The organism is Promicromonospora sp. NPDC019610 (assembly GCF_044389365.1).
In the GTDB taxonomy this organism is placed as follows: Bacteria; Actinomycetota; Actinomycetes; order Actinomycetales; family Cellulomonadaceae; genus Promicromonospora.
Genome location: NZ_JBIRXX010000001.1, coordinates 730,505 through 755,539 on the forward strand (window position 1 = coordinate 730,505; position 25,035 = coordinate 755,539).

The window sequence follows — 25,035 nt, forward strand, 5'->3', positions numbered from 1 at the left end:
TCGTGCGCCGACGGTGCGGGCGTCGCCCGGCGGGGCGTCGCCCGCCGGGCGGGGCGGACCGGGGGTCGATGTCAGCGAGCCCGGTTAGGGTGGCGGCGTGAACGCACCGGGCTACTTCATCTCCTTCGAGGGCGGCGAGGGCGTGGGCAAGTCGACCCAGTCACGCCTCCTCGGCGACTGGCTGGCGGACCTGACGGGCCGCGAGGTCCTGCTCACGTTCGAGCCGGGCGCCACCGCGCTCGGCAAGGAGCTGCGGGCCGCGGTCATGCACGGTCAGGACATGGGCCCGCGGGCCGAGGCGCTCATCTACGCGGCGGACCGCGCCCACCACGTCGAGACCGTGGTGCGGCCCGCGCTGGAGCGCGGCGCCGTGGTGGTCACCGACCGTTACGTCGACTCCTCGATCGCCTACCAGGCGGGCGGGCGCGACCTGCCCCCGGGCGAGGTGGAGCACCTGTCCCTCTGGGCCACCAAGGGCCTGCGGACGGACATCACGATCCTGCTCGACCTCGACCCCGAGGCGGCCGCGGCACGCCGCGCGGCGGCCGAGGGCAAGGGCGACCTCGACCGGCTGGAGCGGGCCGGGGTCGAGTTCCACACCCGGGTCCGGGACACGTTCCTCCAGCGCGCGGCGGCCGACCCGGAGCGCTGGGTGGTCATCGACGCCGCGGCTCCCGTCGACGACATCCAGGCGCAGATCCGGGTGGACGTCGCGGCCCGCCTGGGCCTGACGCCGGTGGTCACCGAGGCCGCGAGCGTCACCGGGTCCGACCCGGCCGCCGACGGCGAGGACCGCTCGTGACGGTGTGGGACGACGTCGTCGGGCAGGAGTCCGCCGTCGCCGCGCTGCAGGGCGCCGTGGCCGACCCGGCCGCCATGACCCACGCGTGGCTCGTCACCGGCCCGCCCGGCTCGGGCCGGTCCGTCGCCGCGCGTGCCTTCGCCGCGGCGCTCCAGTGCCCGCAGGGCGGCTGCGGCGTCTGCCGGTCGTGCACCACGACCATGGCGGGCACCCACCCGGACGTGACACTCCTGGCCACGGAGAAGGTGGTCATCACGATCGACGAGGTGCGCGACCTGATCATGACGGCGTCGCGCTCGCCCTCCGGCGGCCGGTGGCGCGTGATCGTCATCGAGGACGCCGACCGCATGGCGGAGCGCACCACCAACGTGCTGCTCAAGGCCATCGAGGAGCCGCCGCCGCACACGGTGTGGGTGCTGTGCGCGCCCTCCGTCCAGGACGTGCTCCCGACCATCCGGTCGCGCTGCCGGGCCGTGGTGCTCCGCGTGCCACCGCCGGAGGCGGTCGCCGACCTGCTGGTGCGGCGCGACGGCGCGGATCCCGCGGTCGCCCTGAGCGCCGCCCGTGCGGCACAGAGCCACGTCGGCCTGGCCAAGCGCCTGGCGCGGGACGCCGGCGCGCGCGAGCGGCGCACCGCGGTGCTGAGCATCGCGCGGCGCATCCGCGGGGTCGGCGACGCCGTGCTCGCCGCGGGCGAGCTCGTGGACGTCGCCAAGGCGGAGGCCGTGTCGGCCACCCAGGAGCGCGACGCCGCCGAGAAGGCCGAGCTGCTGCGCGCGCTCGGCGTGGCCGACGGCGAGACGCTGCCGCCGCGGCTCCGCTCGCAGCTCAAGCAGCTCGAGGACGACCAGAAGCGCCGCGCCACGCGGCACCAGCGCGACGTGCTCGACCGCGCGATGGTGGACCTGCTGTCGCTCTACCGCGACGTGCTCGTGGTGCAGCTCGGGGCGGAGGTCGACCTCGTCAACGCCGAGCTCGCCGACACCGTGCGCGCGCTGGCCGCCGACTCGACCCCGGAGCAGACGGTGCGGCGCATGGACTCGATCGGCGTGGCCCGCACCCGGCTGGACGGCAACGTGGCGCCGCTCCTCGCGTTGGAGGCGATGGCGATAGCCCTGCGCCCGCAGGGCTGAACACCCTTCCGCCGTGGTTCACGTGTGAAGATTTCGCACGGGTGAATGTGAACCACCGCGGCACATTGTCCCGAATGCCGTCCCTGGTTAGGCTGCGGGGCGCCCCCAGAGCTCTTCCGTGCGATTTAGGAGTCCACCGTCCGATGAGGATCCTCCTGCTGGTTTCTGCCTTCAACGGTCTTACCCAGCGGGTCTGGTGCTCCCTGCGGGAGCAGGGCCACGACGTCGGGGTCGAGCTCGCCCCGACCTTCGAGTCGGGTGCCGCCATGACCCGCGCCGTCGAGCGGGCGGACCCGGACCTGATCCTGTGCCCGTTCCTCAAGCACCGCGTGCCGGACACGATCTACGACCGCTGGCCGACCGTCATCGTGCACCCGGGCCCCGTGGGCGACCGCGGGCCCTCGTCGCTGGACCACGCGATCCGCGACGGCCGTGACCGGTGGGGTGTCACGGCCCTGTCCGCCGTCGAGGAGCTGGACGCCGGCCCGGTGTGGGCCACCGCCGTCTTCGACATGCCGGACCAGCCGATCTCCAAGAGCGCGCTGTACAACAGCCGGGTCGCGGACGCCGCGATGGCCTGCATCGGCGAGGTGGTCCGCAAGGTCGCCGACGGCGAGCGGCCCATCCCGGCCGAGGCCTGCCTGCGGATCGTGCCCGTCAGCGGCGAGCTGCCGCTGCTGCGCCGCGAGGACTTCCGGGTCGACTGGAGCCGCCCCGCCGCCGAGCTGGAGCGGCTCGTCGCCGCGGCCGACGGCGCCCCCGGCGCCCCGGCGGGCGTGAACGGCCGGTCGGTCTGCATCTTCGACGCCGTCGCCTCGCCGGAGCACACCGGCGCGCAGCCCGGCACCGTGGTGGGCCGCAACCTCGACGCGGTGGCGATCGCCTGCGGCGTCGGCACGCTCTGGGTCGGCTACGCCGCCGAGCTGAGCGGACGCCGCGGCACCAAGCTGCCCGCCGCCCAGGTCATCGACGCCAGCAACGCCCCGTTCCGCCGCATCCCGGACGCCCTGGCCGAGACCACCTACGTGCGCGACGGCGCCGTCGGCTACCTGACGTTCCGCTCGTACAGCGGCGCGATGTACACCGAGCAGTGCCGCCGCATGACCAGCGCCGTCGAGAAGGCCCTCACCGAGGACACCCGGGTGCTCGTCATCAAGGGCACCGAGCACGCGTTCTCCAACGGCATCCACCTGGGCACCGTCGATGCGTCGCCGGACCCGGCCGCCGAGGCGTGGGAGAACATCTGCGCCATCGACGAGCTGTGCCTCGCCATCGCCACCGCGGAGCAGCTCACGGTCGCCGCGTTCACGGCGAACGCCGGCGCCGGCGGCGTCATGGCCGGGCTGTGCGCCGACGTCACGCTCGCCCGCGAGGGCGTCGTCCTCAACCCGTACTACGACATGGGGATCTACGGCTCCGAGCTGCACTCGTGGAGCATGCCGGCGCGTGTCGGGGACCACCGCGCGTCGCTGCTGCTGTCGCGCAAGCTGCCGATCTCGGTGGCCGAGGCGGCCCGCATCGGGCTGATCAGCGCCGTCGGGCCGCGGGAGTGGGGAGAGTTCACCACCTGGCTGTCCTCGGCGGCGCAGGGATACGAGGAGCCCGCCACGCTCGGCTGGATGCTCGCCGCGCGCGCGGAGCGCCGCGCGACGGACCGTCCGCTGTCGTACTACCAGACCATCGAGCTGGCCGAGATGGCCCGCGACTTCTTCGACGACCGGAACGCCTTCTCGGTGCACCGCCGGGCGTTCCTGCGCAAGACGGCGGCGGACGCCACCCCCGAGAAGCTGCGGTTCTCCACCGCCCGCGTCTGACCTCCCGACACGGCTCGACGTGCCGATCACCTGACCTTTTGCCAATCTTGGCCGGAGTGTCGTGCAAGATGCACGCCGCTCGCCACATGACAGGGGTGGAGGCGTCGCAGTCCTGCGGCACACACCTGGTGGTGTCAGAGGCGAGTGGAAGGAACTGGGCATGAAGATCGAGCGGACGAACCGGTCGGGTACGGCAGCACGGACCCTGGCGCGCGCGGGCGCGTCGGCCCTGGGCATCGGGGTGGTCGCGGCCCTCGCGCTGACGGGGTGCGCGCAGTCCGACGTCGGCGGCTCCGAGGTGGCCGGGTCCACGAGCACCTCGTCCCCGTCCGCGGAGGAGAGCGACATGACCAGCCCCAGCCCCAGCGGGTCGGACGGCGCCGAGGACGGCAAGCTGCCGGACGCCGCCGAGATGGAGATCGTCGCCGGCGCGAAGGGCCGCGGCCTGCCGCCGGGCCTGGAGGGCAGCACCGAGTCGACGGCGGGCGTCGCCTGGGCGCCGGAGCCCGGCCTGCTCTACGTCGTGACCAACGGGTCCAGCTCGTGCCCCACCTTCGCCGAGCCCGAGGCGACCTTCGGGTCGGGCGGCAAGGAGGCCGGCGTCGCCGCGGAGGACGGCGTGCTCACGGTGACGTTCGTGCCCGCCGACAACGGCATCTGCACCATGGACTTCGTGCCCACGACCACGGTGGTCGAGGCTCCGGCGGAGTCGGACACGGGCCGTCCGGTGCCGGTCCAGCTCGGCGACAAGGGCAAGGTCGAGCTCGAGCCGCGCGACGCCGACGGCGAGCCCGGCCCGGTCGCCTGGCTCGACTCGTGAGGGTCGCGTGTCGGTTCGCCAGCGGGTAGGAAATCCACCGAGCACAACCGGTAGGTTGTCCGGGTGATTCGCCCCGCCCGCCGTCGTCAGCCTGCGGCCGTCGTCGCCACGCTGCTCACCTCAGTTCTGCTCCTCGCCGCCTGCGGAGCACCCCCCAAGGTGCAGACAGCGCTGGAGGACGTGGGCAAGTCGGACGGCTCGGCGACGGAGGGCGCGCCCGAGGGCTACGAGGACTACTACGGCCAGTCGCTGGAGTGGACCGAGTGCGGCGGGGAGTTCCAGTGCGCCACGGCGTCGGCCCCGCTCTCCTGGCACGACCCGGGGGAGGGGAGCATCGAGATCGCACTCAAGCGGCTCCCCGCCTCCGGGCAGAAGATCGGCTCCCTGCTGGTCAACCCGGGCGGGCCGGGCGGGTCGGGGGTGGAGTTCGTGAGCGACCCGGCACGGTTCGGGCAGTCGCTGCGCTCGTCGTTCGACATCGTCGGGTTCGACCCGCGCGGGGTGGGGCAGTCGACGCCGGTCAAGTGCCTCGACGACGCGGGCAAGGACGAGTTCCTCAGCAAGGACTACCCCTACACGCCCGAGGGTCTGGCCGACCGCCAGGACGCGGTGCGTGCCTGGGGCGAGGCCTGCGCCGAGAACACGGGGCCGCTCCTGGGCAACGTGGACACGCAGTCCGCCGCGCGGGACATGGACATGCTCCGCGGCGCCCTCGGCGACGACAAGCTCAACTACCTGGGCTACTCCTACGGCACCCAGCTCGGGGCCACCTACGCGGGCCTGTTCCCGGACCGCGCCGGCCGCCTGGTGCTCGACGGCGCGCTCGACACGACGCTCAGCTCGGACGAGGTGGCGCTGCAGCAGGCCGAGGGCTTCGAGAGCGCGCTGCGGGCCTACGTCACCGACTGCCAGGCGGGCAGCGACTGCCCGCTCGGCGACGACGTGACCACCGGACTGCAGCAGATCCAGGCCATGGTCGAGGATGCCGAGCCCAACCCCATCCCGACGTCGTCGGGCCGCGACGTGACCAAGAAGCTCGCGTTCTACGGCGTGGCCGTCACGATGTACGACGAGGCCTCCTGGTCCTTCCTCACGCAGGCGCTGCAGCAGGTGTTCTGGGAGGGCAAGGGCGACGACCTGCTCTACCTCGCGGACGTCTACAACGACCGGAACGACGACGGCACCTTCAAGTCCAACAGCGAGGAGGCGTTCCGCGCGATCAACTGCGCCGACGCCCGCGCCGAGGAGGACATGACGAAGATGCGCGACCTCGCCGAGGACATCCAGGAGGCCGCGCCGACGCTCGGCGAGTCGTTCGGCTACTCCGGCATCGAGTGCACGGACTGGCCGTACCCGGCGGCCGAGCAGGAGTTCGACCCCGCCGCGAAGGGCGCGCCGCCGATCCTCGTCGTCGGCACCACGAACGACCCGGCCACGCCGTACCGCTGGGCCGAGTCGCTCGCCGACACGCTCTCGTCGGGCGTGCTGGTCACGTACGAGGGCGAGGGCCACACGGCCTACGGCCGGTCCAACACCTGCGTCAGCAACGCCGTCGAGAGCTACCTCGTGGAGGGCAAGGTGCCCGAGGACGGCCTCACCTGCTGACCCAGTTCTGCGGATCGGGCACGTCACACGGTTTCGCTTTGGAACCTGGGACGTGCATTGGGTACAGTTGGGCCCGCTCACCCATCCGGTCCTGACCGGTGTGCGGTGCGTGCGCCGCCTTAGCTCAGTCGGCAGAGCGTCTCACTCGTAATGAGAAGGTCGTGGGTTCGATTCCCACAGGCGGCTCCACCAGGAAAACCCCGTTCGACCAGGCCATATGTGCCTCGGTTGGCCGGGGTTTCTTGCATCTCAGGCTCCGTTGCGGGCATCTCGCGCACCCCCCGCGCTCCCCGGGTCGTTGTTGAGCCTGTTCAGACCCGCCTTGTCGGCGTCCGTGCCGAGGAAGTGCAGGTACCGGTTCGTGGTCGCGATCGACTCGTGCCCGCACCACGCCTGGACCGTCCCCGGCTGCACCCCACGGGAGAGCCACAGGCACGCGGCGGTGTGCCGCAGGTCGTGCAGACGACGGCCCTGCCCCGTCTTCTCCCACGACAGAACGCGGACCGTCGCCGTGCGCCAGAGCTGCGAACCGCCGTCGGTCGTGAACAGCAGATCATGCGGAGCACGCCCGTCCGCCAGCCCCTGCACGATCGACAGCACACGATCAGCGAGCGGCACGCGGCGCATCGACCGGCCCTTGGTGGCCTTGACCGGCGACCCCTCCGGCTGGCTACGACGGACCATCAGACCCGGCGTCGGGACCTCGACGAAGTTCGCCACCTGCATGGCGCGCATCTCGCCCCAGCGCAGCCCGGTCCAGCCCATGACGAGCAGGATGTCTGCCAGGCGCTCGTCCTTCATCCGCCACGTCAGGTATGCCGCTTCCAGCCCGTCCTCGGTGAACGGGTCCATCTCGGCCACCTCGTCAGAGCCCTTGGGCACCTTGACGCCGGTCACCGGGTTCTTCCCGATCAGCCGCTCCCGCACGCACCAGGCGAAGAACACCGACAGGCTCGCCCGGTACCGGACCACGGACGAGTCAGCGAGCCCGCCCGCAAGCAGCACCTCGAACGACCGAGCAACCTCACGCTCAGTCACCGCCGACAGGTGCACGTTCTGCATGCTCGTCGGGATGAGCCGCCGCAGGTCCACGTCCGCCGTGTACGTCTTCTTGGCAACCGTGATCTTGCGGACCGCCAACCACCGGTCCAGCACCAGGCGCAGACGTTCCTTGCCCGCCCGGGGATCGATGCCGCCGTCGAGCGCAGCTCGTTCCCGGTTGAGCCAGTTCTTAGCCTCGGTCTTGGTGTCGAAGGTGCGCGACCCCACGAACTGACGGCCGTTCTTGAGCTGCGCGCGGAACCGGCCGGTGGCCGTCTTGGTGATGCTCACGCTGCCACCGCTTCCAGCCAGGTCGCCACGTGGTCACGCCGGTAGCGCGGCAGCGACGGGGACAGCCACGTCACGCGCGGGCCCTTCCCAGCCATGCGCCACCGGCACACCGTGGACGGCGCGACCTTCAACCAGGCCGCCACTTCCTCAGTCGTCATGTACTCGTCCATCGCTTCCCCTCACCGTCGTGTTTCACGTGGAGCCTTCTGTCCTGCCTTCCACTGCGCGTACTCGCGGGCACGAGCTGCAGCGGCCTCAGCGAGCTCCTTCTCGCCGTTGCTGGCCCACCCGGTCCCGGAGTAGGACCACGAGCCCTCAACGACGAGCGTGGTTTCCTCGTCGTCGGCCAGCAGGCGGCGTTCCAGGTCGGCCACATCCAGCGGCTCCCCGGCCCGCTCAGCCTCAGCAGCCAACCGCGCGAACCGGGCCCGAGCCGTCCGAAGCCGACCGAGGGTGACTGAGTAGCGGCGGGACTTGCTGGAGAAGTGGCCCCGGAAGCCGAGCATGTGCGCCCACTTCGCCAGCAGCCGGTACGGCGAGTTGATGCACTCCCCACACACGCACCCGTCCTCGTCCTCCTCCGGCTCGAACCCGTCCGGGCGGCATGCAGTGGCGGCGCGGTCGGCCAGGCGACGGCACTGCCGGGTCAGCCGGGACAGGTGCGGGCGGGGTGCGGCCGGGTCGACGTCGGTGGACTTGGTGGCGTACTTCGCCAGGTACCCCGCGACCTGCTCGGGCGTGAGGGTGTCGGCCGAGTGTGCTTCATCGGCGACGCTGCCCGGCAGGCCAGTGCTCACGGTCCGCGTATCAACCTGGACCCCGAAGGCCAGTTTGCGCGGCACGTCGGCACCATCGACCGGAACAGCGAGGTACTCCACACCCAGCGCGGCGGACTCGATCAGACCCTTCAGCGTGTCTCCGTCGACGGGGGCCATCGACCCCGGACCATCGGGACCGTCCAGGCGGATCAGGGCGTGGAAGTGAACCGACCCGCGCGCCTGGTACTCGGCCACCTTGGCGTACTGCACCGAGACCGCGTGCTTCAACTCGGTGTCCGTCAGACCGAGGTACGACGCCAGGGCACGACGGAGGGCGATGGTGAACCGCCGCCAGAGCTCCGGGGCGTGCCACTGCCACACGACGGCCGAGTCCCAGTCGTAGCAGTCCCAGCACAGCGGCGAACCCACAATCGGCTCGTTCTCGGTGTGGACCCGCATGCAGGACTTGGACCGGCCGTGCTTGCAGACCTTGGCGCGGTCGAAGGGGCGGCAGGTGCCTCCGGTCTTGTGTCCGTCCTTCTTGCGGATGCCGTGGACGTGTCCGAACGAGGGCGCGGTCAGGGTCGCGAACACGAGCGGTGCGTCGGCCACGGTCTCGGGCACGGTCTTGCCGCCGAGGAGGCCGGATCGGATCATCGCGAACGTGTCGCGGGCGTAGACGCGGGAGCAAGCCGGGCAGATGTCGGCACGACGGTTACCGCACGGGCGGTAGAGCTGCCCCATCGGAGCATCGGCCGAGTGGTACTCGCTGACGACCTCACCGGTCGTGGTGTCCACGGTCATGGAGGACCCGTTGAGCTTGATGGGGTGCGAGCAGTACCCCACGGCGGCGGCAGTGTCCGCGAAGGCGTCCAGACGGGCGCGGAAGGACGGGCCCCGGGCAGCCTGGGTAGCGAATCCCAGGGTGCCCGGAGCGACGTCGAGTGGTGCGTGCTCCCCGAAACCGGGGAACGTCGGTGCGGTGTTCATGCGGCGCTCCGGACCTTGGCCAGGAGCCCACCCACGCGCGTCGATCCGTTCGGCTCGGGGTACTCCCGAGGGTCGACCAGCACCCACCCGTCACCGAGATCCGCGACCTCAGCAGCAGGCACCTCGCGGCGTCCCTTCGGCCCCAGGTCGAGGTCGAGAACGCCCTGGACGGGGTAGTCGCGGGTGGTGTGGTCCTGCCCGGCCCAGAATCCGGCCGTGGTGGGCGTGGTGGCGACCTCAGCGGCGCAGGCGGTCAGGACGGGGCAGGCGGCGCAGACACGGGCCATGGCGGCACGCTGGCCGGGCGTGGTGGTCTCACTGATCCACGGCAGCCCGCGGTGCTCCTCACGGGCGCACAGGGCGTCGCGCATCTGCTCAGCGGAGGCGATCATGCTTCGGCCCTCGCCATGTTCAGGCCGGGCAGGTCCAGGGCGTCCTGAGTGATCGGACGGACCCGGCCCAGGCGTGGACGCCGAGCAGCCAGAGCAGGACGAACCGGGGTAACGGCCGGGGTAGGCGATTCGGCCGGCGCAGGCTCGGGGACCGCCACGGGCTCCGGGTCGACGGCGGGAGCAGGTGCGACGCGCGCGGGTTCGATGACCGCGACCGGCTCCGGTTCGGCCACCGAGGCGTCGGTGACGTTCTCGGGCTCGGTGGTGCGGCGGACGGCGACCACGAGGGACCCCAGGGCGTGGCTGGAGGTCAGCACGGACAGGGGTGCGAGGGCGACCAGGACGACGCCGACGATGGTTCGCAGCTCGGGGCCAACGTCGTACGCGTGCGCAGCGTTGGCGCCGATGGACACGATGGTGAAGCCGAACATGAGGGTCCAGGCCCAGGCCGCGGAGCGCCCGCGGTCGCGCAGCACGAGGGCCACGAGGCCGTAGACGAGCACCGAGGCGTCGATGACGACGGGCACGAGGAACGCGATCGGCTCGGTCACTCGTCCCCACAGGGCAGCGTCCCGCAGGGACGCGAACGAGAGGGCGAAGGAGGCGAGGGCGACGGCGATGGTCAGGATGACGGTGAAGACGAGCACGGGCCGGGAGTCGGCCGCGATCCGGGCCACAGGCCCAGCGGTGCGGTTCATGATCAGACCTCCTCAGGGTCGATGGCCGCAGCAGCGGCGGGACGGGGCGCACGAGGTGCGCGGGGCTTGCGCGGGGCGCGCGGCTTGCGGGTGCGAGGCGCGGGGGCGTCCTCGTTGGTGGGCTTGCCCGCGTTGTCGTTCGGTGTGGTGCGGCGGGCGGCAGCGGCCCACGCGTTGGCGGCGTCGGCACCGTCGCGGGGTTCCGGGGCGGAGTGTGAGGCCGGTGCGGCGTACCGGACGGCGACCTCACGGATGAGTTCGTCGGGCCAGTACGCGAACCGGACCATGACCGGTGCGCCGTCCTCCCGGACCAGGTACCCGGTTCCGGGGTCGCTGCGGGAGATCTCGTGTGCCGGGGCCTGGAGCGCTGCCGGGCCCAGCACCATGTCCGACTCGATGTCGCTGTCGAGGCGTAGGGCGATCTTCTGGGGGTAGAGGTTGCGCTGTCCCACGGCCTCCTGACGCGGGTTCTGCACGCAGGCCACGACCACGACACCGAGCGCCCGGCCCTGGGTCAGGATCTTGGACATGAGCCGGTCGGCCTCACGCCGGGTCTCGAACTCGGAGTACGCCATCAGGTCCGCGAGCTCATCGACCATCAGGACATGCAGCGGCTCCGCCGACGTCGGGACATGCAGGCGGGAGACGCCCCGCATGGACTCCTTGCGGCGGTCGATCACCCGCATCAGGGCCCGAAGGACCTCGATGGAGTCCTCGGAGGTGTAGGCGACGCGGCCGAACAGGGCACGGCCCATCTCCAGCTCGACCCCGCCCTTGAGGTCCAGGCCCCAGGCGCACACGGTGCCGTCGTGGATGGCGGGGGCGAGACCGCCGATGACCGACCACAGCACCGAGCCCTTACCGGCGCCGGTCGCCCCGACGACGAGGGTGTGACGGCCCCGCACGACCATCTCCGCAACATGACCGGTCCGGGCCAGACCGACAGGCAGGGCGTCCGGGTTAGCGCCCTCCGGTACCGGCATCCGGGCGGCCACTGGAGGAATGCGGTAGGTAGTGAACAGGGCCAGGTCCAGGACGCCGGGCTTGACCGGGATGACCTCGAACCCGTGCGCCCGGTACGCCGAAGCGATCGCGGGGGCGGCGCGGTGCAGGGTGTCCGGGGTCTGGCCGGGGAACGTCTCGACCCGCAGCACGACCGCGCCAGGCTGGTGGGCGACATGCCGCAGCGTCGAGACCGTGACGGTGCCGTCCGGCTCCGTGCGGTACAGGGCGCAGGAGCGGGCGACCTCAGGCCAGTACGCGGCGATCTTGTGCGCGTGGACCCGACGCCGGTACCGAGCCGGGGCGATCATCGCGAACAGCCCCAGCACGATCCCCGGGGACCAGAACACCAGCAGCGCCACCAGGGGCCAGGTGATCCGGTCCCCGGGGACGTCCGCGAGGGTGAGAACGCCCCACCAGCTCACGGAGACGACGACGCCGAGCACGGTCGGCATCCAGTGCTTTGCCGCCCAGACGGTCAGAGCGCGGGTGAACATCCAGTCGCGGTAAGCGATCCAGGCCGCGACCCGCCACGTCTTGCCCATCCAGTCGTTGCGCCCCACGGTGGAGGCGCGGACACCGGCACGAGCCGAAGCGACTCGGGCATCCAGGCGAGCACGTAGGGCCGTTTTCGGCATCGTCGTGGTGCTCATCGGTCCCCTCCTTCCTTCTTGTCGGTGGCGGCGCGGTAGGCGTCCTGAACCGCGCCGGTCGCCTCGTCGATGGCCCGTGCAGCGGTGCGCAGCGCCTCGGTCAGATCGGTCAAGCCGGTCTGCCCGGCCCAGGCCTGCATGCGGCGCACCATGACGTGGGTCTCTTCGAGGTCCTGACCCATCTGTGAGACCAGGCCCGGGGTGTCCTTCTCGGTGATTCGGCGCGTGAACATCACTGGCCCTCGCTCTCAGCCGTCAGGCGACGTGATACGTCCTCGCGTGCCGCACCGATCCGGGCGGACACGGCCCGCAGCTCTTCGAGGGCCGGGTCGTGGGCATTGGTGTACCGGCCCAGGTCCTCCAGGGGCTGCACCGCGCGCAGGACGTTGAAGTTCGCCTCCTGCAGCCGGTACTCGGCCTCGTCCAGCGCATCGACGGCGCGCTTGTTGACCTGCCGGGTGGTCTCGTCCAGTGGCATCAGTTCTTTCCCTTCCCGTAGGGCCCGACGAAGCGGCCGGACTCGTCGTAGAACTCGGGGCGCTCGGCCCGGTGTGCGGCCCAGGCCGCGGAACTGATTTCCTGGGACAGGGCCTCGACCGGTCGTTGCACGGACCGGACCACGTCGACCGCGTCGTCCAGGTCGAGGCGGACCAGCGTCACCACGGCACCCGCCAGGGCAGCCGCGGCCTCTGAGAGGTAGACCGCCGCAGCGGCCATCGACTCCGCGCGGGTCATCAGGCAGCCCTTCGCGTCGCGGACGGAGCCTCGACCTCGTCGTACGTTCGGCGGTGCGGCAGACCGCCCAGCGCCAGCGGTGCGGACAGGAAGACCGGCACGTTGCCGGACGTGCCCGACCACGACGAGAAGCCCTCCCGGGACGAGCGACTGCCACCGGGGCTCGGCTCCAGGTCGGTGCGCTGTCCGAGGCCCAGCAGGTGCGCAACCGTTTCACCGTGCGTGGTGTCGGTGACCGTCACGTACAGCTCCTTGCGTGACGGCCGCACGGGGTCAGGGATCCAGGTGACCGACACGATCCGGTCATCCCCGACCAGCTCCGCGACGTACGCCGCGAACCGCAGAGCCTCCCCCGTCGAGGGGGCGGGAACCGAAGCCCCCGCCACCCCCGACGACGCGGTGTAGATGCTCATGTCAGGCGGCCTTGCTGGCGTCGGGGCGGGCCGAGGTCGCCACGTCGGCCTTGCCCGGCTCGCACAGATCCTCGGCCTTGTACGACCAGGCCAGACGCGGCCGGGTCCCGTTGTCGTCCACGTACGGCAGGGCCGTCAGGCCCACGAACTCGATCGGCGTCCACGGGAACGGCGTGTTGTTGGTCGGCGGAACCGGCTGGACCGGGGCCGCGATCTTGACCGTCACGGCGGTGTCCTTCTTGCCCGCCTCCTCGTCAGCGTCCAGGACCACCACCTGCCACAGGGGAAGGCCCGTGTCCTTGTCCCGCTGCTGAGGCCGCGACCCGTCGGGGCGCTTGTCGGCCTGGAAGTCCTGCACGGGCTCGACCTCGCCCTTCAGGAACGCGCCCTTGGGGAACACGTCCTCGTGGTTGACCGCGAACCGTCGCTGCATCGCCATGGTTGTCTCCTGGTGTTGAGGGGCCTAAACATCGACCCGTCGTGTGAACCCGTCGAAGTTGAGGGGTCTAAACATGAAGATAGGCCTCGCGGACCCTCCCGTCAAGGGGTCTAAACTCGGGAACCATGAACATCGACGAGTTCGAGCAGACCAGGGCGGAGAAAGACCCTCTCCGTCAGGCGCAGCGCGCCACCGAACTCATCGACGTCTACAAGAACCGGAGCGCCGAGCTCGCTCGCCTCCGCAAGGCCGCCATCGACCGCGCGTACGCCGAGGGTCGCTCATATACAGATATCGCGAAGGCGAGCGGGATCACCAAGGGCCGGATCACACAGATCCGAAAGAGCGCCCCTCCGGTAGCCCGAGCGTTCTTCGGCGTCGGCCCGGTCACGGTGGCAATTCCTCGGCGTGCACTCGATGAACGGCCGCTCGGCGTCATCGCCGCCGAAGACCAGGCAGCAGCGGATGCAATGGCAGAACTGCTTGTGCTCCTCGGACACCAGCCGCGCTCCTTTGAGATCCCGCCCAGCGGCGAATGGGAGCCGCCCGCCGATGCGGTGGCGATCTGCGGCCCGAAGTCTTCTCACGTCACGGCCGAGGCGATCCAGTCCGATCCTTATCTGTCGTTCGAGCCGGACAGCGAGGGCCGATGGGTCATCACCGATCGGCAGACCGGTGAAGTGTTCGTCTCGCCGTGGGATGCCGTCGGTGACAAGACGAGGGACATCGCCTACGTGGCGCGCCTTACCCGCAACGACCGTCAGGTGATCGTCGTCGCAGGTGTACACGCGCTCGGGTCGATCGGGGCAGTGGAGTACCTCCGGAGCAACCTCGATGACCTGTTCGGCATCGTGAATGAACAGCCGTTCTCGCTCGTCGTCGCGAGCACCTTCGACGACCTGACCGTGACCGAAACTGAAGCGCTATGGGGGCCGAAGGTTCACTCGTGAAGACACTCGCCGCAACACTTGCCGGTACATCCCGCAACCAGGACCGCTACGTCATTGGAGAGGGGTTCGCCGCAGTGCTCGACGGGGCGACCTCCGTAGCCGGAGACCGGTCCCACGACCCAGGTTGGTACGCGAAAGAGCTCGCGGACGCCATCGAGAAGACGGTGCCGCAAGGCGGTTCCCTCGCGGGTGCCGTGGAGGAGGCGATACGCGCAGTCCGCGACGCCCACGGGCTAACCGCCGAGACCACACCCACCAGCACCGTCGCTCTGGCCCGCTGGTCGAACGACACGGTCGAGACTTACATGCTGGGCGACAGCTACGGCGTCATCCTCTACGTGGACGGCACCGAGGCCGTTCACACCGATGACCGGTTGGACACCGTCGCCGTCAACGAACGGGCCGCCTACCGAAAGCGACTGGCCGAGGGCCACGGGTACGACGACGGCCACCGTGCGCTATTGCTCGACCTGCAAGCCGAGCAGGCCCGACGCTGCAACCGGCCCGGAGGCTACTGGATAGCCGGAGCCCAGCCCGAAGCCGCACGCCACGGGATCACGACAGCCGAAGGCCGAGCGGGAGTCTCAGCACTCGTGCTCGCAAGCGATGGCGTCGACCCGGCACGCCACCCCCACGCCACGACATGGCGTGACCTCTACGACGAGGCAGCCGAGTACGGCCCGGAACGCGTGCTGCAGCAGATCCAGGACGCAGAGGGCAAGGACGCGGACGGCCGACGCTGGCCGCGCTCGAAGCGCCACGACGACAAGACCATCGTGATCGCGATCCCGTAGGCCTGTTTCTCCGGCGGCGCGGCGGAAGTTGGGGTCTAGATCACTACCCAGGCCATAGCGACCAGGCCGATCACGGCGGTGTACCAGGCAAGGGTGTAGAGGTACACCACTCGCTCGGTAAGGTCTGGCCTCCTCTTGGCCATCCAGACGCAGACCGGGTTCTGGAAGACCAGCTCGCGAAAGCGCCTCCGGTTGCTGAACGGTGCCACGAGGAACAGCGCACCGACGACGCTCAGCGCCACCTTCAGCAGCAGGCCGGACCCCATCGCACCATCACGCTCCCACATTTTCGATGCCCAAGCGGCTCACAGTATGCCGACGAACCAAGCGGGTGTCAGCAGCCGTGAGGACTTTCTTTACTGGCTCAAGGCGCGGCTCCGCCGCGCTGGGCCGTCCGGCCGGCGGGGGCCCGCGATGGGGCCCCGCGCTCCGGGCGCTTCGCGCCCTGCGCGCACCCCACCGCACCCCGACGGCCTACCGGCCCGGAACATGACGAAGACGGTCCCGACTCCAGTAGTCGAGACCGTCTATCGGCCACGGATGTGGGACCGTGTGCCAATGGACGCGCGCTTCCCGCAACGCGAGGACGGACAGGTGGACATCGATCTCGGCCCGGAGTGGACGCTTTTCACCGAGGCCCTGAACGACTGCGTCTCGTCCCGGCCACCCCGGGGCGCCGTGGGAAACGGTCCGTCGACCTACTGGGTCGACGTCGCGCTGGGAACGCTGGACTCCGCCCTCGCGTCGGGCAGCGATCGCCCTTTCACCTGGGGCAATGCCACCCTGATGCGTCTGAAGGCTGGTCGAGTCGAGGCGCGCAACGAGTATGACGGCGATGACATCGAAGGGCAGTTCCTCGAAGTTGAGACACTCCGAGACCTCCTTGCTCGGTGGCGTCGCGAGATCGTCCGGTCTGCCGCCGGGGCGACCTCCGCTCTTTCTGAGACCTATCGACGCAACCCAATGCCTGACTACAAGGTGTGACGCCACCGCCGCCGCGCACGCTTTGCAGCTCTTCCGAAGTGCCTCCGGCGGGCACCCGGGAATCAAGAGGAGCAGGGGAGCCGCGGTGCCCCTGTCCCTCCGTCATCCATTGGCTTGACCGGGACCCTGACACCGAACCCGCCGCCAGCGCAACAGGTCCCGCCGACCCCCAGCACCACCGCACCAGACCATGACGGGCGGGACCTGTTGCACTACCGGCAGAACCGACGTCCGAGACGTGCCCCGCGCCAACGGATGACGGAGGAACAGGGACCCCGAAGCAGGAGCATGTTGGGTCACAGACCCGCGATGACAGCTCCGATTCCGCGCACCCCCCGCGCACCCCCACCGAGCGAACGCCTGGTTCGAGCGCACCGCATGCACGCGGAACGAGGCGGAGGATCCGGCCCGCAGGGCTCAGGGACGTTCTCGTAATGAGAAGGTCGTGGGTTCGATTCCCACAGGCGGCTCAGACAGGCCAGGTCAGAAGCTAGTTTCTGACCTGGCCTTCCTGCGTTGCAGAGGCCGCATCCAGCGGAACCCCGCGCCTACGACCCGAGCCGGCCCCCGAGCCAGGACTCGATGTCGTCGAGCGCCGCCCGCCCCATGGGTGTCGGGTGGCCCGTGAACGCGTGCGGGGCACCGGGATACAGGCGGAGGTCGATGTCCACGCCGGCCGCGGACAGGCGTGCGGCCATCGCGAGGTTGTCCTCCAGCAGGATGTCCGCCTCACCCACGACCATGAGGACGGGCGGCAGGCCGGTCAGGTCGGCGTACACGGGGGAGACGTCCGGCACCGTCCGGTCCGGGACGGACCCCGCATAGGCCTCGATGAAGTACTCGTCGGCGATGAGGCGGCCCGCCGGCGTCCGCGCGCTGAGGTCGTAGGTGCCGAACTGGAGCACCGCCGCGTCGACGGCGTCGACTCCCCGGTCACGCAGGCGCACGAGCGTGGTCACCGCGAGCGTGGCGCCGGCCGAGAAGCCGCCGACCGCGAACCTGCTGGTGCCGAAGCGTTCGGACAGGTGTTCGGCGATCCAGAGCGCGGCGGTCTCGCAGTCGTCGGGGGCCGCGGGCCACGGGTCCTCGGGCGCGAGGCGGTAGTCGACGCCGACCACGGTGATGCCGAGCGCGTCGGCGAGCGCCCGGTCGCGGACGTCGCTGCCGGCCGCCGTGCCCAGGTAGAAGCCGCCGCCGTGGAGCTCGAGGAGCACACCGGAGTTCGGCGCGCCCACCGGTTCGTGGATCCGCACGCGGACGTCGCGCCCGCCGGCGCTGACGACCTCCTCGACGGGCGGCGGGTCCGCGGCGGCGGGGTTGGCGACCCGCGCGCGCACGGCCAACAGCTCCTCCCGGCCGCGGGGGCCCTGCCCGGCCGGGCGGTGGGCGTAGAACTCGCTGGTCTCCTCGACGAGGGACCGGAGCCGGGGATCGATCAGGTGGGAGCGTCCGAGGTTCATCGCCGCCCAACCTACGACCCTGCCGACGTCTCCCACCAGGAGAATTGAGCGGCCGAGGCACGTCGAGAACGGTCACGGCGTACACCGGCACGCCTGCCGCACTCACCCAGTTCGGGTGACGACGAGGCGCCCGCCGGCCCCTACCCTCACGCGCATGAGGGGCCTCGGATGAGCGCGACGGACACGTCGGTCGGCGCCGGTGGGGTGCTCGCGGCGACCTGCATCTCCACCCTGGTCGTCAACGCCAACACCTCCGCCGTCAGCATCCTGCTGCCGGCGATCAGCGAGGACACCGGGACCTCGGTCGACACCCTCCAGTGGGCCGTCACCGGCTACTCGCTCGTCGGGGCCGCCGTCATCATCACGTCGGGCTCCCTGGGCGACGTCTTCGGCCGCAAGCGGGTCTTCCAGCTCGGCCTGGCGCTGTTCGTCGTCTCCTGCGTGCTGATCGCGCTGGCGCAGTCGGGCGGCATGGTGATCGCGGGCCGGGTCGTCCAGGGTGCGGCCGGCGCGACCATCCTGGCCTGCGGGCTGAGCCTCCTGTCGGTGGCCACCAAGGGGGACGAGAACCTCCGTGCCGTCTCGCTGTGGGGCGCGGCGGCGGCGGTCGGCGCGGCCGCAGGGCCGCTGGTCGGGGGCGTGCTCGTCGACGTGACGGGCTGGCAGGGGCTGTTCTGGATCGACGCCGGCGTCGCGGTGCTGTGCATGGTGCTCACGTTCTTCACGGTCGCGGAGTCGAGCGACCCCGAGGCGCCCCGCTCGGTCGACTACCTCGGCACCGTCCTGATCGCGGTCACCCTGATGCCGCTGATCCTCGGGGTGAGCAAGAGCGGCGAGTGGGGCTGGTTGTCGGTGCCCACGCTCACCTGCTTCGCGATCACCCTGGTCGCCGGCTGGGCGTTCGTACGGACCGAGCGGCGGGTCCGGGCGCCGCTCCTGGACCTGGCCCTGCTGCGCAACCGCACCCTGGTCGGCACGACCATCGCCATCCTGATCGGCGCCGGCACGATCAACGGCCTGATGTACCTGCTCAGCCTCTACTTCCAGGACCCGTCCACCCTCGACCTCTCGCCCCTGCAGGCGGGCCTCGCCACGCTGCCCGCTACGGTGGGCCTCGTGGTCATCGCCCCGCTGGTGCCCCGGCTCGCCGCCCGGTTCGGCCCTCGCCAGGCCATCGGCGCCGGGTTCGCGATCACGACGGCCGGTTTCGTGCTGATCGGGTTCACCGACGCGTCGTGGCAGTACGCGACGTTCCTGCTGCCGCTGATCGCGATCGCCGTGGGCATGGGGCTGTCGAACGGGCCGTCGTCGTCGGCGGCGACGGCGGCCGTGTCGCCCGAGCAGGTGGGGGAGGCCTCGGGCTTCTCCAACATGGCAAGGTACGTCGGGGCCGCCGTCGCGACCGCCCTGGCGGCGACCATCTACGCCACCGTCACCGCCCACCAGGTGGCGGACGGCGCCGGGGACGCCGACGCCCTCGCGTCGGGCCTCGCCGCGGCGTCCTGGGTGATGGCGGTGTTCAGCGCGCTGGGCCTGCTGCTCGCCGTGGTCGTCATCGTGCGGCACCCGGCCGGCCGCGGCACGATGTCCGACTCGGCCGCGGCCGCCGCCGCGCACCTGCACACGCTGCCCACGACCGCGGCCGCGCGCGATGTCGCGACCGACACCGCGTCGGTCGACCACCCCTCGGGAGAGACGCCATGAGCACCGAACCGCTGACCGCCGTCCCGTTCACCACCCGGGACTACGCCGCCCGGATGGCGCGGGTGGTCGACGACGCCCGGGCCGCCGGCCTCGACGGCGTGCTGGTCGCCCCCGGCCCCGACCTGGTCTGGCTCACCGGGTACCAGCCCACGGCGATCACCGAGCGGCTCACGATGCTGCTCCTCACCCCGGACCGGGAACCCACGCTGCTGGTCCCGACCCTGGAGCGGCCGGACGCCGAGCGGGCCGAGGGCGCCCCGGCGACCACGCTCGTGGGCTGGCTGGACGGCGCAGACCCCTACGACGTCGTCCGCGACCTGCTGCGCCCGGACGGGACGTTCGGCGTGTCCGACAACACCTGGGCCCTGCACCTGCTGGGGCTGCAGACGGCGCTGCCCGCGTCACGCTACCGGTCGCTGACCCACCAGCTCCCGATGCTGCGCGCCGTCAAGGACGAGAACGAGCTGGCGCGCCTGGCCGCCGCGGGCGCGGCCGCCGACGCGACCTACGAGGAGATCCTGCGCGTGCGCTTCGCGGGCCGCCAGGAGACCGAGGTCGCCGCAGACCTCGCCGACCTGCTGCGCGCCCACGGCCACGAGCAGGTCGACTTCACCGTGGTGGGGTCCGGGCCCAACGGGGCCAACCCCCACCACGAAGCAGGAGTGCGCAAGATCCAGGACGGCGACTGCGTCGTGCTCGACTTCGGCGGCCTGATGTTCGGCTACGGCTCCGACACCAGCCGCACGGTGTGCGTCGGCGAACCCACCGCGCAGATCCGCGAGGTGCACGAGATCGTGCGGCAGGCCCAGCAGGCCGGCGTCGACGCGGTCCGGCCGGGGGCGGCCTGCCAGGAGGTCGACCGGGCGGCGCGGCGGCTGATCACCGAGGCCGGGTACGGCGAGCAGTTCATCCACCGCACCGGCCACGGCATCGGCGTCACCACCCACGAGCCGCCGTACATGATCGAGGGCGAGGAGCTGCCGATGGTGCCCGGCATGTGCTTCTCGGTCGAGCCCGGCATCTACCTGCCCGGCCGCTTCGGCGTGCGGATCGAGGACATCGTCACGGTCACCGCGGACGGCGCGCGCCGGCTGAACACCAGCGACCACGCGCTGCGCAGCGTCGAGTGACCGGCCGGCGCCGGGCCCGTCGGCGACCGACCCGACGGCGGCTCGGTGGCGTACCTGCGGCGGTCCCTCAGGCGGCCAGCGGAACGGGTCCGAGCCGGCCCCACAGCACGAACGTGATCGCCGCGAGGTAGGCCAGGTCCGCCACCAGGAGCCGGTACTCCCGGCGGGAGGCCCGCGTGACCGCCGCGCCCACCATGATCATCGCCAGGCCGAGCGCCGCGAGCGGCACCAGCTCCGGCGCGATGCCCGTCAGGGCCGGCAGTACGAGGCCGAGCCCGCCCAGGATCTCCAGCACGCCGATCGTCTTGATCCTCGCCGGGCCGACGTCGTCGGTCCAGGCCGCGGAGTCACCGCCCGTCGCGCGGATCCGTTGCTTGCTCAGGAGCACCTTGAGCGCGCCGCCGGCCACATAGGCGAGCGCGAGCAGTCCGGTCACTGTCCACAGGGCGATGTTCATCGGGGTCCTCGTGTGCCGTCGATGGTTGATGCCCCCACCGACGAGACGGGCGCCGGGACCGTGACGGTGCCCAGGGGGCGCATCGTCAGCGCCCTGCGGTACCCCGACGAGCGACGAGCCGGTGCACCGCCCACCCCGCGGCGGCCCCCACGGCGTACCAGGGCAGGTCCGGGGCGTTGAAGGTGGTGCCGAGCACCAGGCGGGCGAGCGTGCTGTGGGCGCCCAGCTCGGCGGGGATCCCGGTGAGCTGGAAGAGCTCGACCGTGACGCTCACCCCGCACGCCACCACCGCGGCCACCCACCCGCGGGTGCGCGGCGCGACCACCAGCACGAGCCAGAAGATCAGCAGCGCGTAGAGCGCGTCGCCCGCGTACTTGGTGACGTCGCCCGTGAGCACCGACCGCACGGACAACCCCGCGACCACGGTCAGCACGGCCGCGACGGCGGGGACGACCCGACGGCGGAGCCCGGCCGCGGCGCCGTCGTCCCGCGGACGCGCCGTCGCCTGGCGCATGCCGCTCATCCCAGCCCCTCCGGGACCAGGCGCTCGGCCTGCCCGAGCTGCCGCAGCCGGCTCGTCGCGCGGGCCAGGTCCGGGGGTGCCGGGCGCCCGGCGGGCACCACGAGCACCTCGTCCAGCGGGCCCGGGGCGGTCAGCACCAGCGGCAGGTCCCGGTCGTAGAGCACGTCCACGAGGTTCACGAACCGCTGCTGCGTGCTGATCCGGCAGTCGGCGAACGGCACGACGTCGGACACCACCCACCGGTCGAACCGCTCCGCCAGCGACAGCAGGTCCAGCGCGGAGACGGGCGCCGCGCAGAGACCGGCGAAGTCGAACCACACCAGCCCGTCCGCCGCCCGTAGGGCGCGCACGCTCCGCCCGCCGCCCAGGGGCACGTCCGCCGCCTCGTCCGCCGTCGGCCACGTGAGCCCGGCGCCGGCGAGGTAGGCCGGTCCCGACGGCAGCGCGGAGCCGGACCGCCAGCCGCGCGCGCCCGGCCCGTCCGCACCCGCCGCGCCGTCCGCACCCGCCGCGCCGCCCGGCCGGACAGCCGGCGCGCGGAGCTCGCGGTAGTCCACCGGACCGTCCACCCGCAGCACGTCGAGCGATGACTCGAGCAGTGCGATGAGGGGCTCCGCGAGCTCGTGGAACAGCGGGTCCGGCAGCAGGCCCTGCGGCGGGTAGTTCGACGTCGCGACGAGCGTGACCCCGCGGCCGAGCAGGGTGCGCAGGGCACGGGAGAGCAGCATGGTGTCCCCGGCGTCGTGCAGGTGGAGCTCGTCGAAGCAGAGCACGCGGGAGCCGCCGAGCAGGGCGTCCAGGGCACGGTCCATCGCGTCGGGCGTGCCCGTACGGGCCCACACCTCGGCGTGCAGCGCCCGGTAGAACTCGTGGAAGTGGAACCGTGGGCCGCCCGCGCGCGCGTGGAACCGGTCCAGGAGCCAGGTCTTGCCGCGGCCCACCGGCCCCCAGAGATAGGCGCCGCGCACCGCGTCGCGGCGGGCGTGCCCCGGCCCGGCGTCCAGGGTGTGCAGCAGGTCCTCGAGGTGCTCCGCGGCGGCGAGCTGCGCCGCGTCGAGCACGTGGCCCGCGGCGCCTGCGGCGTCGCGGATCGGCGTGGACGGCATGCGTCGAAGGTACCCTCTCTGCCATGGCATGGACCCGCCCCCGACGACGTAAGCCCGTCACGTACCTGCTCGGCGAGCCGGTCGAGGAGTACCCCGCGACCGCCCCCGAGGTGGACCGCGGCCGGGTGCTGCGCATCACCGAGATCGGCGAGCCGGTGCTGCACACCCCCGCGCGGACCGTCGAGGAGTTCTCCACCCCGGAGCTCGCCCGGCTGGTCGACGACCTCTTCGCCACCATGGAGTCGGCGCAGGGCGTGGGCCTCGCGGCGCCCCAGGTGGGCGTGGACCTGCGGGTCTTCGTGTACGACCTCACGGACGCGTCCGGGGACCGGCACGTGGGCCACGTCGTGAACCCGGTGCTGGAGATGGACCTGGAGGCCGAGCCCGAGACCGAGGAGGAGGGCTGCCTCTCGATACCCGGTGCGTACGAGCCGCTGGAGCGTCCCGGCGCGGCCACGGTGCGGGGCGTGGACCAGCACGGCGGCCCGGTGCAGCTCTCGGGCACGGGCTACCTGGCGCGCTGCTTCATCCACGAGTCCCAGCACCTCGACGGCACCCTGTACTGGGACCACCTCAGCGCCGAGCTCCAGGCGGACGCGCTGGAGCAGCGGGACGAGGAGCGGCCGCACATCGTGGCCGAGCGCCGCGAGATCGCGATCGAGCTGGAGAAGACGCCGCCGGAGTACCCGGAGAAGCCGGCCGGCGGCCGCTGACCCGCTCCTGACCCGCTCGAACGTGTCAGACCCTCAGGTCCCCCGGGTGACCTGAGGGTCTGACAGGTTCCGCACCCAGGTCGCCACGGCGTCCGCCACGGCCTGCTCGCGCGCGACGCCACGCATGTCGTGCGCGCCCGACAGCGTCACGGTGGTGACCGGCCCGGGGATTGCGCCGACGTGCTCCGCGAGCTCCTCGGGCGTGCCGAACTGGTCCTTGTCGCCGGACACGAAGAGGGTGGGCACCTCGATCCGCCCGAAGTGCTCGACGCGGAGCTTCTCCGGGCGGCCGGGCGGGTGCAGCGGGTAGCTGAGCAGCACCAGGCCGGCGGCGGGCAGCCCCTCGGCGACCACCATGGAGCACATCCGCCCGCCGTACGACCGCCCGCCCAGGAGCAGCCGGTCCGTGCCCACGCCCAGCTCGTTCGCCCAGGCGGCGGCCACGGTCCGCAGGTGCTCGACGGCGACCGGCGCCCGGTCCGGCATCCGGCGTCCCTCCAGGCGGTACGGGAAGTCGGCCCGGCGCACGGGCAGGGGCGGCTCGGCGTCGGCCAGGGTGCGCTCGACGGTGACGAGCGCCGGGCTGTCGCGGTTCGCGCCCGCGCCGGGGGTCAGCAGGAGGCCTGCGGGAGTGGTCACCGCCTCAGTCTGCCCCGGGCGGGGCGGTCCGGCCGGGGCGGACGGCGGGAGCCGGTTGGAGCGGTGCCCGGGGGCCGCCGGCCCGGGCCGGCGCCGCGTCAGGTGAGCCGGCGCCAGAGCATCAGCAGGCCGCCGAGGGCCAGCAGCGTGCCGCCGCCGAGCACCGCGACCCAGCCGAGCGGCGTGATCACCTCGTCATCGTCCGCGACGGGAGTCTGCACGGTGGCCGCGGCGGGCTCGCCGAGGTCGTGCAGCAGCGCCGGGGTCGACGTCGGGGACGGCGAGGGGCTGGGTGTCGCCGAGACGGTCGGCGACGGCGTCGGGCCGGCCGTGGCCGAGGCGGTGGGGCTGGGCGTCGGCGTGGGCGTCGGGGTCGACGTCGGCGCCGCGGGCTCGGCCGCGGCGGGTGGGGCCGTGGCGGTCGGCGTGGGCGTGGCCCCGCTCGTCTCCTCGGCCGTGGGCGTGGCCGTCGGCGTCGGCGTGGAGGTGGGGGCCGGGGCCTGCTCGACGGCGGTGCACACGCTGTTGTCGCCCGACTCGTGCCAGCTGCTCGCGTCCTCCACCTCGACCCAGACCACGCAGTAGCCGTCCGGGTAGGCCTGCCGGGCCTCCCGGAACGATGTCCAGCCCTGGTTCTGCTCGGACCGGGTCAGGTCGCGCGAGTACGACCGGGCGCTCTTCGACGTCGGCGACCGGACCACGTACGTGACCTCGTCGCTCTCGCGCCCGCGCTCGAAGGCGACGCCGTCGGCGCTCACCCAGATGTCGTCGCCGCTGCGCTCGGTGGCCGCGGCCCGCTGCCCGACGACGGCGGTGCCCGCCAGGGCGAGCACGCACACGAGGAGCAGGGTCAGGGAGAGCCGGCGACGTGCGGGGACGTGAGGTGCCGTGACACGAGGTGCCGTGACGTGACGTGCCGTCGGCCGCAGCGCTGCGGCGGAGGCGGTGGTGCGGATCACGGCGGCGATCCTACCGCCGCGGCCGCGGAG

29 protein-coding genes and 1 tRNA gene are annotated in these 25,035 nt (G+C 72.1%); 12 read left to right on the plus strand and 18 right to left on the minus strand.

The annotated features are described in order from the left end of the window. The first annotated feature begins 97 nt into the window (after nucleotides 1-97). From tmk to ACH45N_RS03190, 6 genes are all read left to right on the plus strand, one after another. Complete coding sequence (gene tmk / locus ACH45N_RS03165; protein WP_397391067.1) at nucleotides 98-802, plus strand: dTMP kinase; 705 nt, start codon at nucleotides 98-100, stop codon at nucleotides 800-802. Next, the gene (locus ACH45N_RS03170; protein ID WP_397391069.1) at nucleotides 799-1,935 is read left to right on the plus strand and encodes a DNA polymerase III subunit delta'; all 1,137 of its coding nucleotides are present in this window, start codon (nucleotides 799-801) and stop codon (nucleotides 1,933-1,935) included. The genes tmk and ACH45N_RS03170 overlap by 4 nt, the downstream gene beginning before the upstream one ends. 143 nt (nucleotides 1,936-2,078) lie before the next feature. After that, entirely contained in the window at nucleotides 2,079-3,749 is a 1,671-nt protein-coding gene (locus tag ACH45N_RS03175) for an enoyl-CoA hydratase-related protein (RefSeq protein WP_377230122.1), read from the plus strand. 160 nt (nucleotides 3,750-3,909) lie between these two features. Further along, a complete protein-coding gene (locus ACH45N_RS03180) occupies nucleotides 3,910-4,569 on the plus strand; it encodes a hypothetical protein (RefSeq protein WP_397391072.1) in 660 nt (219 codons plus the stop codon). Between the two features lie 63 nt (nucleotides 4,570-4,632). Next, complete coding sequence (locus ACH45N_RS03185; RefSeq protein ID WP_397391074.1) at nucleotides 4,633-6,174, plus strand: alpha/beta hydrolase; 1,542 nt, start codon at nucleotides 4,633-4,635, stop codon at nucleotides 6,172-6,174. 113 nt (nucleotides 6,175-6,287) lie between these two features. Continuing rightward, nucleotides 6,288-6,363: transfer RNA gene (locus tag ACH45N_RS03190), tRNA-Thr, on the plus strand. Nucleotides 6,364-6,423: 60 nt separating this feature from the next. Here the strand turns inward: ACH45N_RS03190 and ACH45N_RS03195 are convergent. From ACH45N_RS03195 to ACH45N_RS03245, 11 genes are read right to left on the minus strand one after another with little or no spacing between them, the layout of a single operon-like run. Further along, nucleotides 6,424-7,506 carry a tyrosine-type recombinase/integrase gene (locus ACH45N_RS03195; RefSeq protein ID WP_397391076.1) on the minus strand — a complete coding sequence of 361 codons (1,083 nt, stop codon included), beginning with the start codon at nucleotides 7,504-7,506 and terminating at the stop codon, nucleotides 6,424-6,426. Then, entirely contained in the window at nucleotides 7,503-7,664 is a 162-nt protein-coding gene (locus ACH45N_RS03200) for a helix-turn-helix transcriptional regulator (protein WP_397391078.1), read from the minus strand. The genes ACH45N_RS03195 and ACH45N_RS03200 overlap by 4 nt, the downstream gene beginning before the upstream one ends. Before the next feature lie 21 nt (nucleotides 7,665-7,685). Continuing rightward, nucleotides 7,686-9,254: a replication initiator gene (locus ACH45N_RS03205; protein WP_397391080.1), complete on the minus strand. Its 1,569-nt coding sequence runs from the start codon at nucleotides 9,252-9,254 to the stop codon at nucleotides 7,686-7,688. Beyond that, complete coding sequence (locus tag ACH45N_RS03210) at nucleotides 9,251-9,646, minus strand: WhiB family transcriptional regulator (protein WP_397391082.1); 396 nt, start codon at nucleotides 9,644-9,646, stop codon at nucleotides 9,251-9,253. The genes ACH45N_RS03205 and ACH45N_RS03210 overlap by 4 nt, the downstream gene beginning before the upstream one ends. Continuing rightward, nucleotides 9,643-10,344 (minus strand): DUF2637 domain-containing protein, encoded by a 702-nt coding sequence (locus ACH45N_RS03215; RefSeq protein WP_397391084.1) that lies wholly within the window; start codon nucleotides 10,342-10,344, stop codon nucleotides 9,643-9,645. Before ACH45N_RS03215 ends, ACH45N_RS03210 begins: the two co-directional genes overlap by 4 nt. A 2-nt stretch (nucleotides 10,345-10,346) precedes the next feature. Further along, nucleotides 10,347-11,999: an FtsK/SpoIIIE domain-containing protein gene (locus tag ACH45N_RS03220; RefSeq protein ID WP_397391086.1), complete on the minus strand. Its 1,653-nt coding sequence runs from the start codon at nucleotides 11,997-11,999 to the stop codon at nucleotides 10,347-10,349. After that, on the minus strand, nucleotides 11,996-12,235 hold the full coding sequence (locus tag ACH45N_RS03225) for a hypothetical protein (protein ID WP_397391088.1): 240 nt from the start codon (nucleotides 12,233-12,235) through the stop codon (nucleotides 11,996-11,998). Before ACH45N_RS03225 ends, ACH45N_RS03220 begins: the two co-directional genes overlap by 4 nt. Next, a complete protein-coding gene (locus ACH45N_RS03230; RefSeq protein WP_397391090.1) occupies nucleotides 12,232-12,477 on the minus strand; it encodes a hypothetical protein in 246 nt (81 codons plus the stop codon). The genes ACH45N_RS03225 and ACH45N_RS03230 overlap by 4 nt, the downstream gene beginning before the upstream one ends. After that, nucleotides 12,477-12,734, minus strand: coding sequence for a hypothetical protein (locus ACH45N_RS03235; RefSeq protein WP_397391092.1), 258 nt, complete (start codon nucleotides 12,732-12,734; stop codon nucleotides 12,477-12,479). The genes ACH45N_RS03230 and ACH45N_RS03235 overlap by 1 nt, the downstream gene beginning before the upstream one ends. Continuing rightward, nucleotides 12,734-13,147 (minus strand): hypothetical protein, encoded by a 414-nt coding sequence (locus ACH45N_RS03240; RefSeq protein ID WP_397391094.1) that lies wholly within the window; start codon nucleotides 13,145-13,147, stop codon nucleotides 12,734-12,736. The genes ACH45N_RS03235 and ACH45N_RS03240 overlap by 1 nt, the downstream gene beginning before the upstream one ends. Nucleotide 13,148: 1 nt before the next feature. Next, nucleotides 13,149-13,586, minus strand: coding sequence for a plasmid replication, integration and excision activator (locus ACH45N_RS03245; RefSeq protein ID WP_397391096.1), 438 nt, complete (start codon nucleotides 13,584-13,586; stop codon nucleotides 13,149-13,151). Between the two features lie 125 nt (nucleotides 13,587-13,711). Here ACH45N_RS03245 and ACH45N_RS03250 point away from each other — a divergent pair, with 125 nt between their 5' ends. Next, on the plus strand, nucleotides 13,712-14,536 hold the full coding sequence (locus tag ACH45N_RS03250; RefSeq protein ID WP_397391098.1) for a hypothetical protein: 825 nt from the start codon (nucleotides 13,712-13,714) through the stop codon (nucleotides 14,534-14,536). Next, nucleotides 14,533-15,330: a PP2C family serine/threonine-protein phosphatase gene (locus tag ACH45N_RS03255; RefSeq protein WP_397391100.1), complete on the plus strand. Its 798-nt coding sequence runs from the start codon at nucleotides 14,533-14,535 to the stop codon at nucleotides 15,328-15,330. The genes ACH45N_RS03250 and ACH45N_RS03255 overlap by 4 nt, the downstream gene beginning before the upstream one ends. 35 nt (nucleotides 15,331-15,365) lie before the next feature. On the opposite strand, the gene ACH45N_RS03260 is transcribed toward ACH45N_RS03255, so the two are convergent. Next, a complete protein-coding gene (locus ACH45N_RS03260) occupies nucleotides 15,366-15,617 on the minus strand; it encodes a hypothetical protein (RefSeq protein WP_397391102.1) in 252 nt (83 codons plus the stop codon). A 271-nt stretch (nucleotides 15,618-15,888) separates the two neighbouring features. Here ACH45N_RS03260 and ACH45N_RS03265 point away from each other — a divergent pair, with 271 nt between their 5' ends. Beyond that, the gene (locus ACH45N_RS03265; RefSeq protein ID WP_253835933.1) at nucleotides 15,889-16,314 is read left to right on the plus strand and encodes a hypothetical protein; all 426 of its coding nucleotides are present in this window, start codon (nucleotides 15,889-15,891) and stop codon (nucleotides 16,312-16,314) included. Between the two features lie 548 nt (nucleotides 16,315-16,862). On the opposite strand, the gene ACH45N_RS03270 is transcribed toward ACH45N_RS03265, so the two are convergent. Further along, nucleotides 16,863-17,774 carry an alpha/beta hydrolase gene (locus tag ACH45N_RS03270; RefSeq protein WP_397391105.1) on the minus strand — a complete coding sequence of 304 codons (912 nt, stop codon included), beginning with the start codon at nucleotides 17,772-17,774 and terminating at the stop codon, nucleotides 16,863-16,865. Nucleotides 17,775-17,942: 168 nt separating this feature from the next. On the opposite strand from ACH45N_RS03270, the gene ACH45N_RS03275 reads away from it, so the two are divergent. Further along, nucleotides 17,943-19,478, plus strand: a complete 1,536-nt coding sequence (locus ACH45N_RS03275) for an MFS transporter (protein WP_397391107.1) — start codon at nucleotides 17,943-17,945, stop codon at nucleotides 19,476-19,478. After that, nucleotides 19,475-20,608, plus strand: coding sequence for an aminopeptidase P family protein (locus ACH45N_RS03280; protein ID WP_397391109.1), 1,134 nt, complete (start codon nucleotides 19,475-19,477; stop codon nucleotides 20,606-20,608). The genes ACH45N_RS03275 and ACH45N_RS03280 overlap by 4 nt, the downstream gene beginning before the upstream one ends. A 67-nt stretch (nucleotides 20,609-20,675) precedes the next feature. On the opposite strand, the gene ACH45N_RS03285 is transcribed toward ACH45N_RS03280, so the two are convergent. The 3 genes from ACH45N_RS03285 to zapE form a co-directional block, all read right to left on the minus strand. Continuing rightward, nucleotides 20,676-21,065, minus strand: coding sequence for a DoxX family protein (locus ACH45N_RS03285; protein WP_397391111.1), 390 nt, complete (start codon nucleotides 21,063-21,065; stop codon nucleotides 20,676-20,678). An 85-nt stretch (nucleotides 21,066-21,150) separates the two neighbouring features. Then, complete coding sequence (locus ACH45N_RS03290; RefSeq protein ID WP_397391113.1) at nucleotides 21,151-21,588, minus strand: DUF2809 domain-containing protein; 438 nt, start codon at nucleotides 21,586-21,588, stop codon at nucleotides 21,151-21,153. Further along, nucleotides 21,585-22,694, minus strand: coding sequence for a cell division protein ZapE (gene zapE, locus ACH45N_RS03295; RefSeq protein ID WP_397391115.1), 1,110 nt, complete (start codon nucleotides 22,692-22,694; stop codon nucleotides 21,585-21,587). Before zapE ends, ACH45N_RS03290 begins: the two co-directional genes overlap by 4 nt. Before the next feature lie 23 nt (nucleotides 22,695-22,717). Here zapE and def point away from each other — a divergent pair, with 23 nt between their 5' ends. After that, nucleotides 22,718-23,407 carry a peptide deformylase gene (def, locus tag ACH45N_RS03300; RefSeq protein WP_397391117.1) on the plus strand — a complete coding sequence of 230 codons (690 nt, stop codon included), beginning with the start codon at nucleotides 22,718-22,720 and terminating at the stop codon, nucleotides 23,405-23,407. Between the two features lie 33 nt (nucleotides 23,408-23,440). Here def and ACH45N_RS03305 read toward each other — a convergent pair whose 3' ends face one another. Beyond that, on the minus strand, nucleotides 23,441-24,046 hold the full coding sequence (locus tag ACH45N_RS03305) for an alpha/beta family hydrolase (RefSeq protein WP_397391119.1): 606 nt from the start codon (nucleotides 24,044-24,046) through the stop codon (nucleotides 23,441-23,443). 98 nt (nucleotides 24,047-24,144) lie between these two features. Next, nucleotides 24,145-25,005: a hypothetical protein gene (locus ACH45N_RS03310; protein ID WP_397391121.1), complete on the minus strand. Its 861-nt coding sequence runs from the start codon at nucleotides 25,003-25,005 to the stop codon at nucleotides 24,145-24,147. Nucleotides 25,006-25,035 lie beyond the last annotated feature (30 nt).

Coding starts and splice junctions, on each gene's coding strand:
- ACH45N_RS03175 (WP_377230122.1), top strand. CDS start 2,079: ATGAGGATCCTCCTGCTGGTTTCTGCCTTCAACGGTCTTACCCAGCGG.
- ACH45N_RS03180 (WP_397391072.1), top strand. CDS start 3,910: ATGAAGATCGAGCGGACGAACCGGTCGGGTACGGCAGCACGGACCCTG.
- ACH45N_RS03200 (WP_397391078.1), bottom strand. CDS start 7,664: ATGACGACTGAGGAAGTGGCGGCCTGGTTGAAGGTCGCGCCGTCCACG.
- ACH45N_RS03205 (WP_397391080.1), bottom strand. CDS start 9,254: ATGAACACCGCACCGACGTTCCCCGGTTTCGGGGAGCACGCACCACTC.
- ACH45N_RS03210 (WP_397391082.1), bottom strand. CDS start 9,646: ATGATCGCCTCCGCTGAGCAGATGCGCGACGCCCTGTGCGCCCGTGAG.
- ACH45N_RS03215 (WP_397391084.1), bottom strand. CDS start 10,344: ATGAACCGCACCGCTGGGCCTGTGGCCCGGATCGCGGCCGACTCCCGG.
- ACH45N_RS03220 (WP_397391086.1), bottom strand. CDS start 11,999: ATGAGCACCACGACGATGCCGAAAACGGCCCTACGTGCTCGCCTGGAT.
- ACH45N_RS03230 (WP_397391090.1), bottom strand. CDS start 12,477: ATGCCACTGGACGAGACCACCCGGCAGGTCAACAAGCGCGCCGTCGAT.
- ACH45N_RS03235 (WP_397391092.1), bottom strand. CDS start 12,734: ATGACCCGCGCGGAGTCGATGGCCGCTGCGGCGGTCTACCTCTCAGAG.
- ACH45N_RS03240 (WP_397391094.1), bottom strand. CDS start 13,147: ATGAGCATCTACACCGCGTCGTCGGGGGTGGCGGGGGCTTCGGTTCCC.
- ACH45N_RS03245 (WP_397391096.1), bottom strand. CDS start 13,586: ATGGCGATGCAGCGACGGTTCGCGGTCAACCACGAGGACGTGTTCCCC.
- ACH45N_RS03250 (WP_397391098.1), top strand. CDS start 13,712: ATGAACATCGACGAGTTCGAGCAGACCAGGGCGGAGAAAGACCCTCTC.
- ACH45N_RS03260 (WP_397391102.1), bottom strand. CDS start 15,617: ATGTGGGAGCGTGATGGTGCGATGGGGTCCGGCCTGCTGCTGAAGGTG.
- ACH45N_RS03265 (WP_253835933.1), top strand. CDS start 15,889: ATGGACGCGCGCTTCCCGCAACGCGAGGACGGACAGGTGGACATCGAT.
- ACH45N_RS03270 (WP_397391105.1), bottom strand. CDS start 17,774: ATGAACCTCGGACGCTCCCACCTGATCGATCCCCGGCTCCGGTCCCTC.
- ACH45N_RS03275 (WP_397391107.1), top strand. CDS start 17,943: ATGAGCGCGACGGACACGTCGGTCGGCGCCGGTGGGGTGCTCGCGGCG.
- ACH45N_RS03280 (WP_397391109.1), top strand. CDS start 19,475: ATGAGCACCGAACCGCTGACCGCCGTCCCGTTCACCACCCGGGACTAC.
- ACH45N_RS03285 (WP_397391111.1), bottom strand. CDS start 21,065: ATGAACATCGCCCTGTGGACAGTGACCGGACTGCTCGCGCTCGCCTAT.
- ACH45N_RS03290 (WP_397391113.1), bottom strand. CDS start 21,588: ATGAGCGGCATGCGCCAGGCGACGGCGCGTCCGCGGGACGACGGCGCC.
- zapE (WP_397391115.1), bottom strand. CDS start 22,694: ATGCCGTCCACGCCGATCCGCGACGCCGCAGGCGCCGCGGGCCACGTG.
- def (WP_397391117.1), top strand. CDS start 22,718: ATGGCATGGACCCGCCCCCGACGACGTAAGCCCGTCACGTACCTGCTC.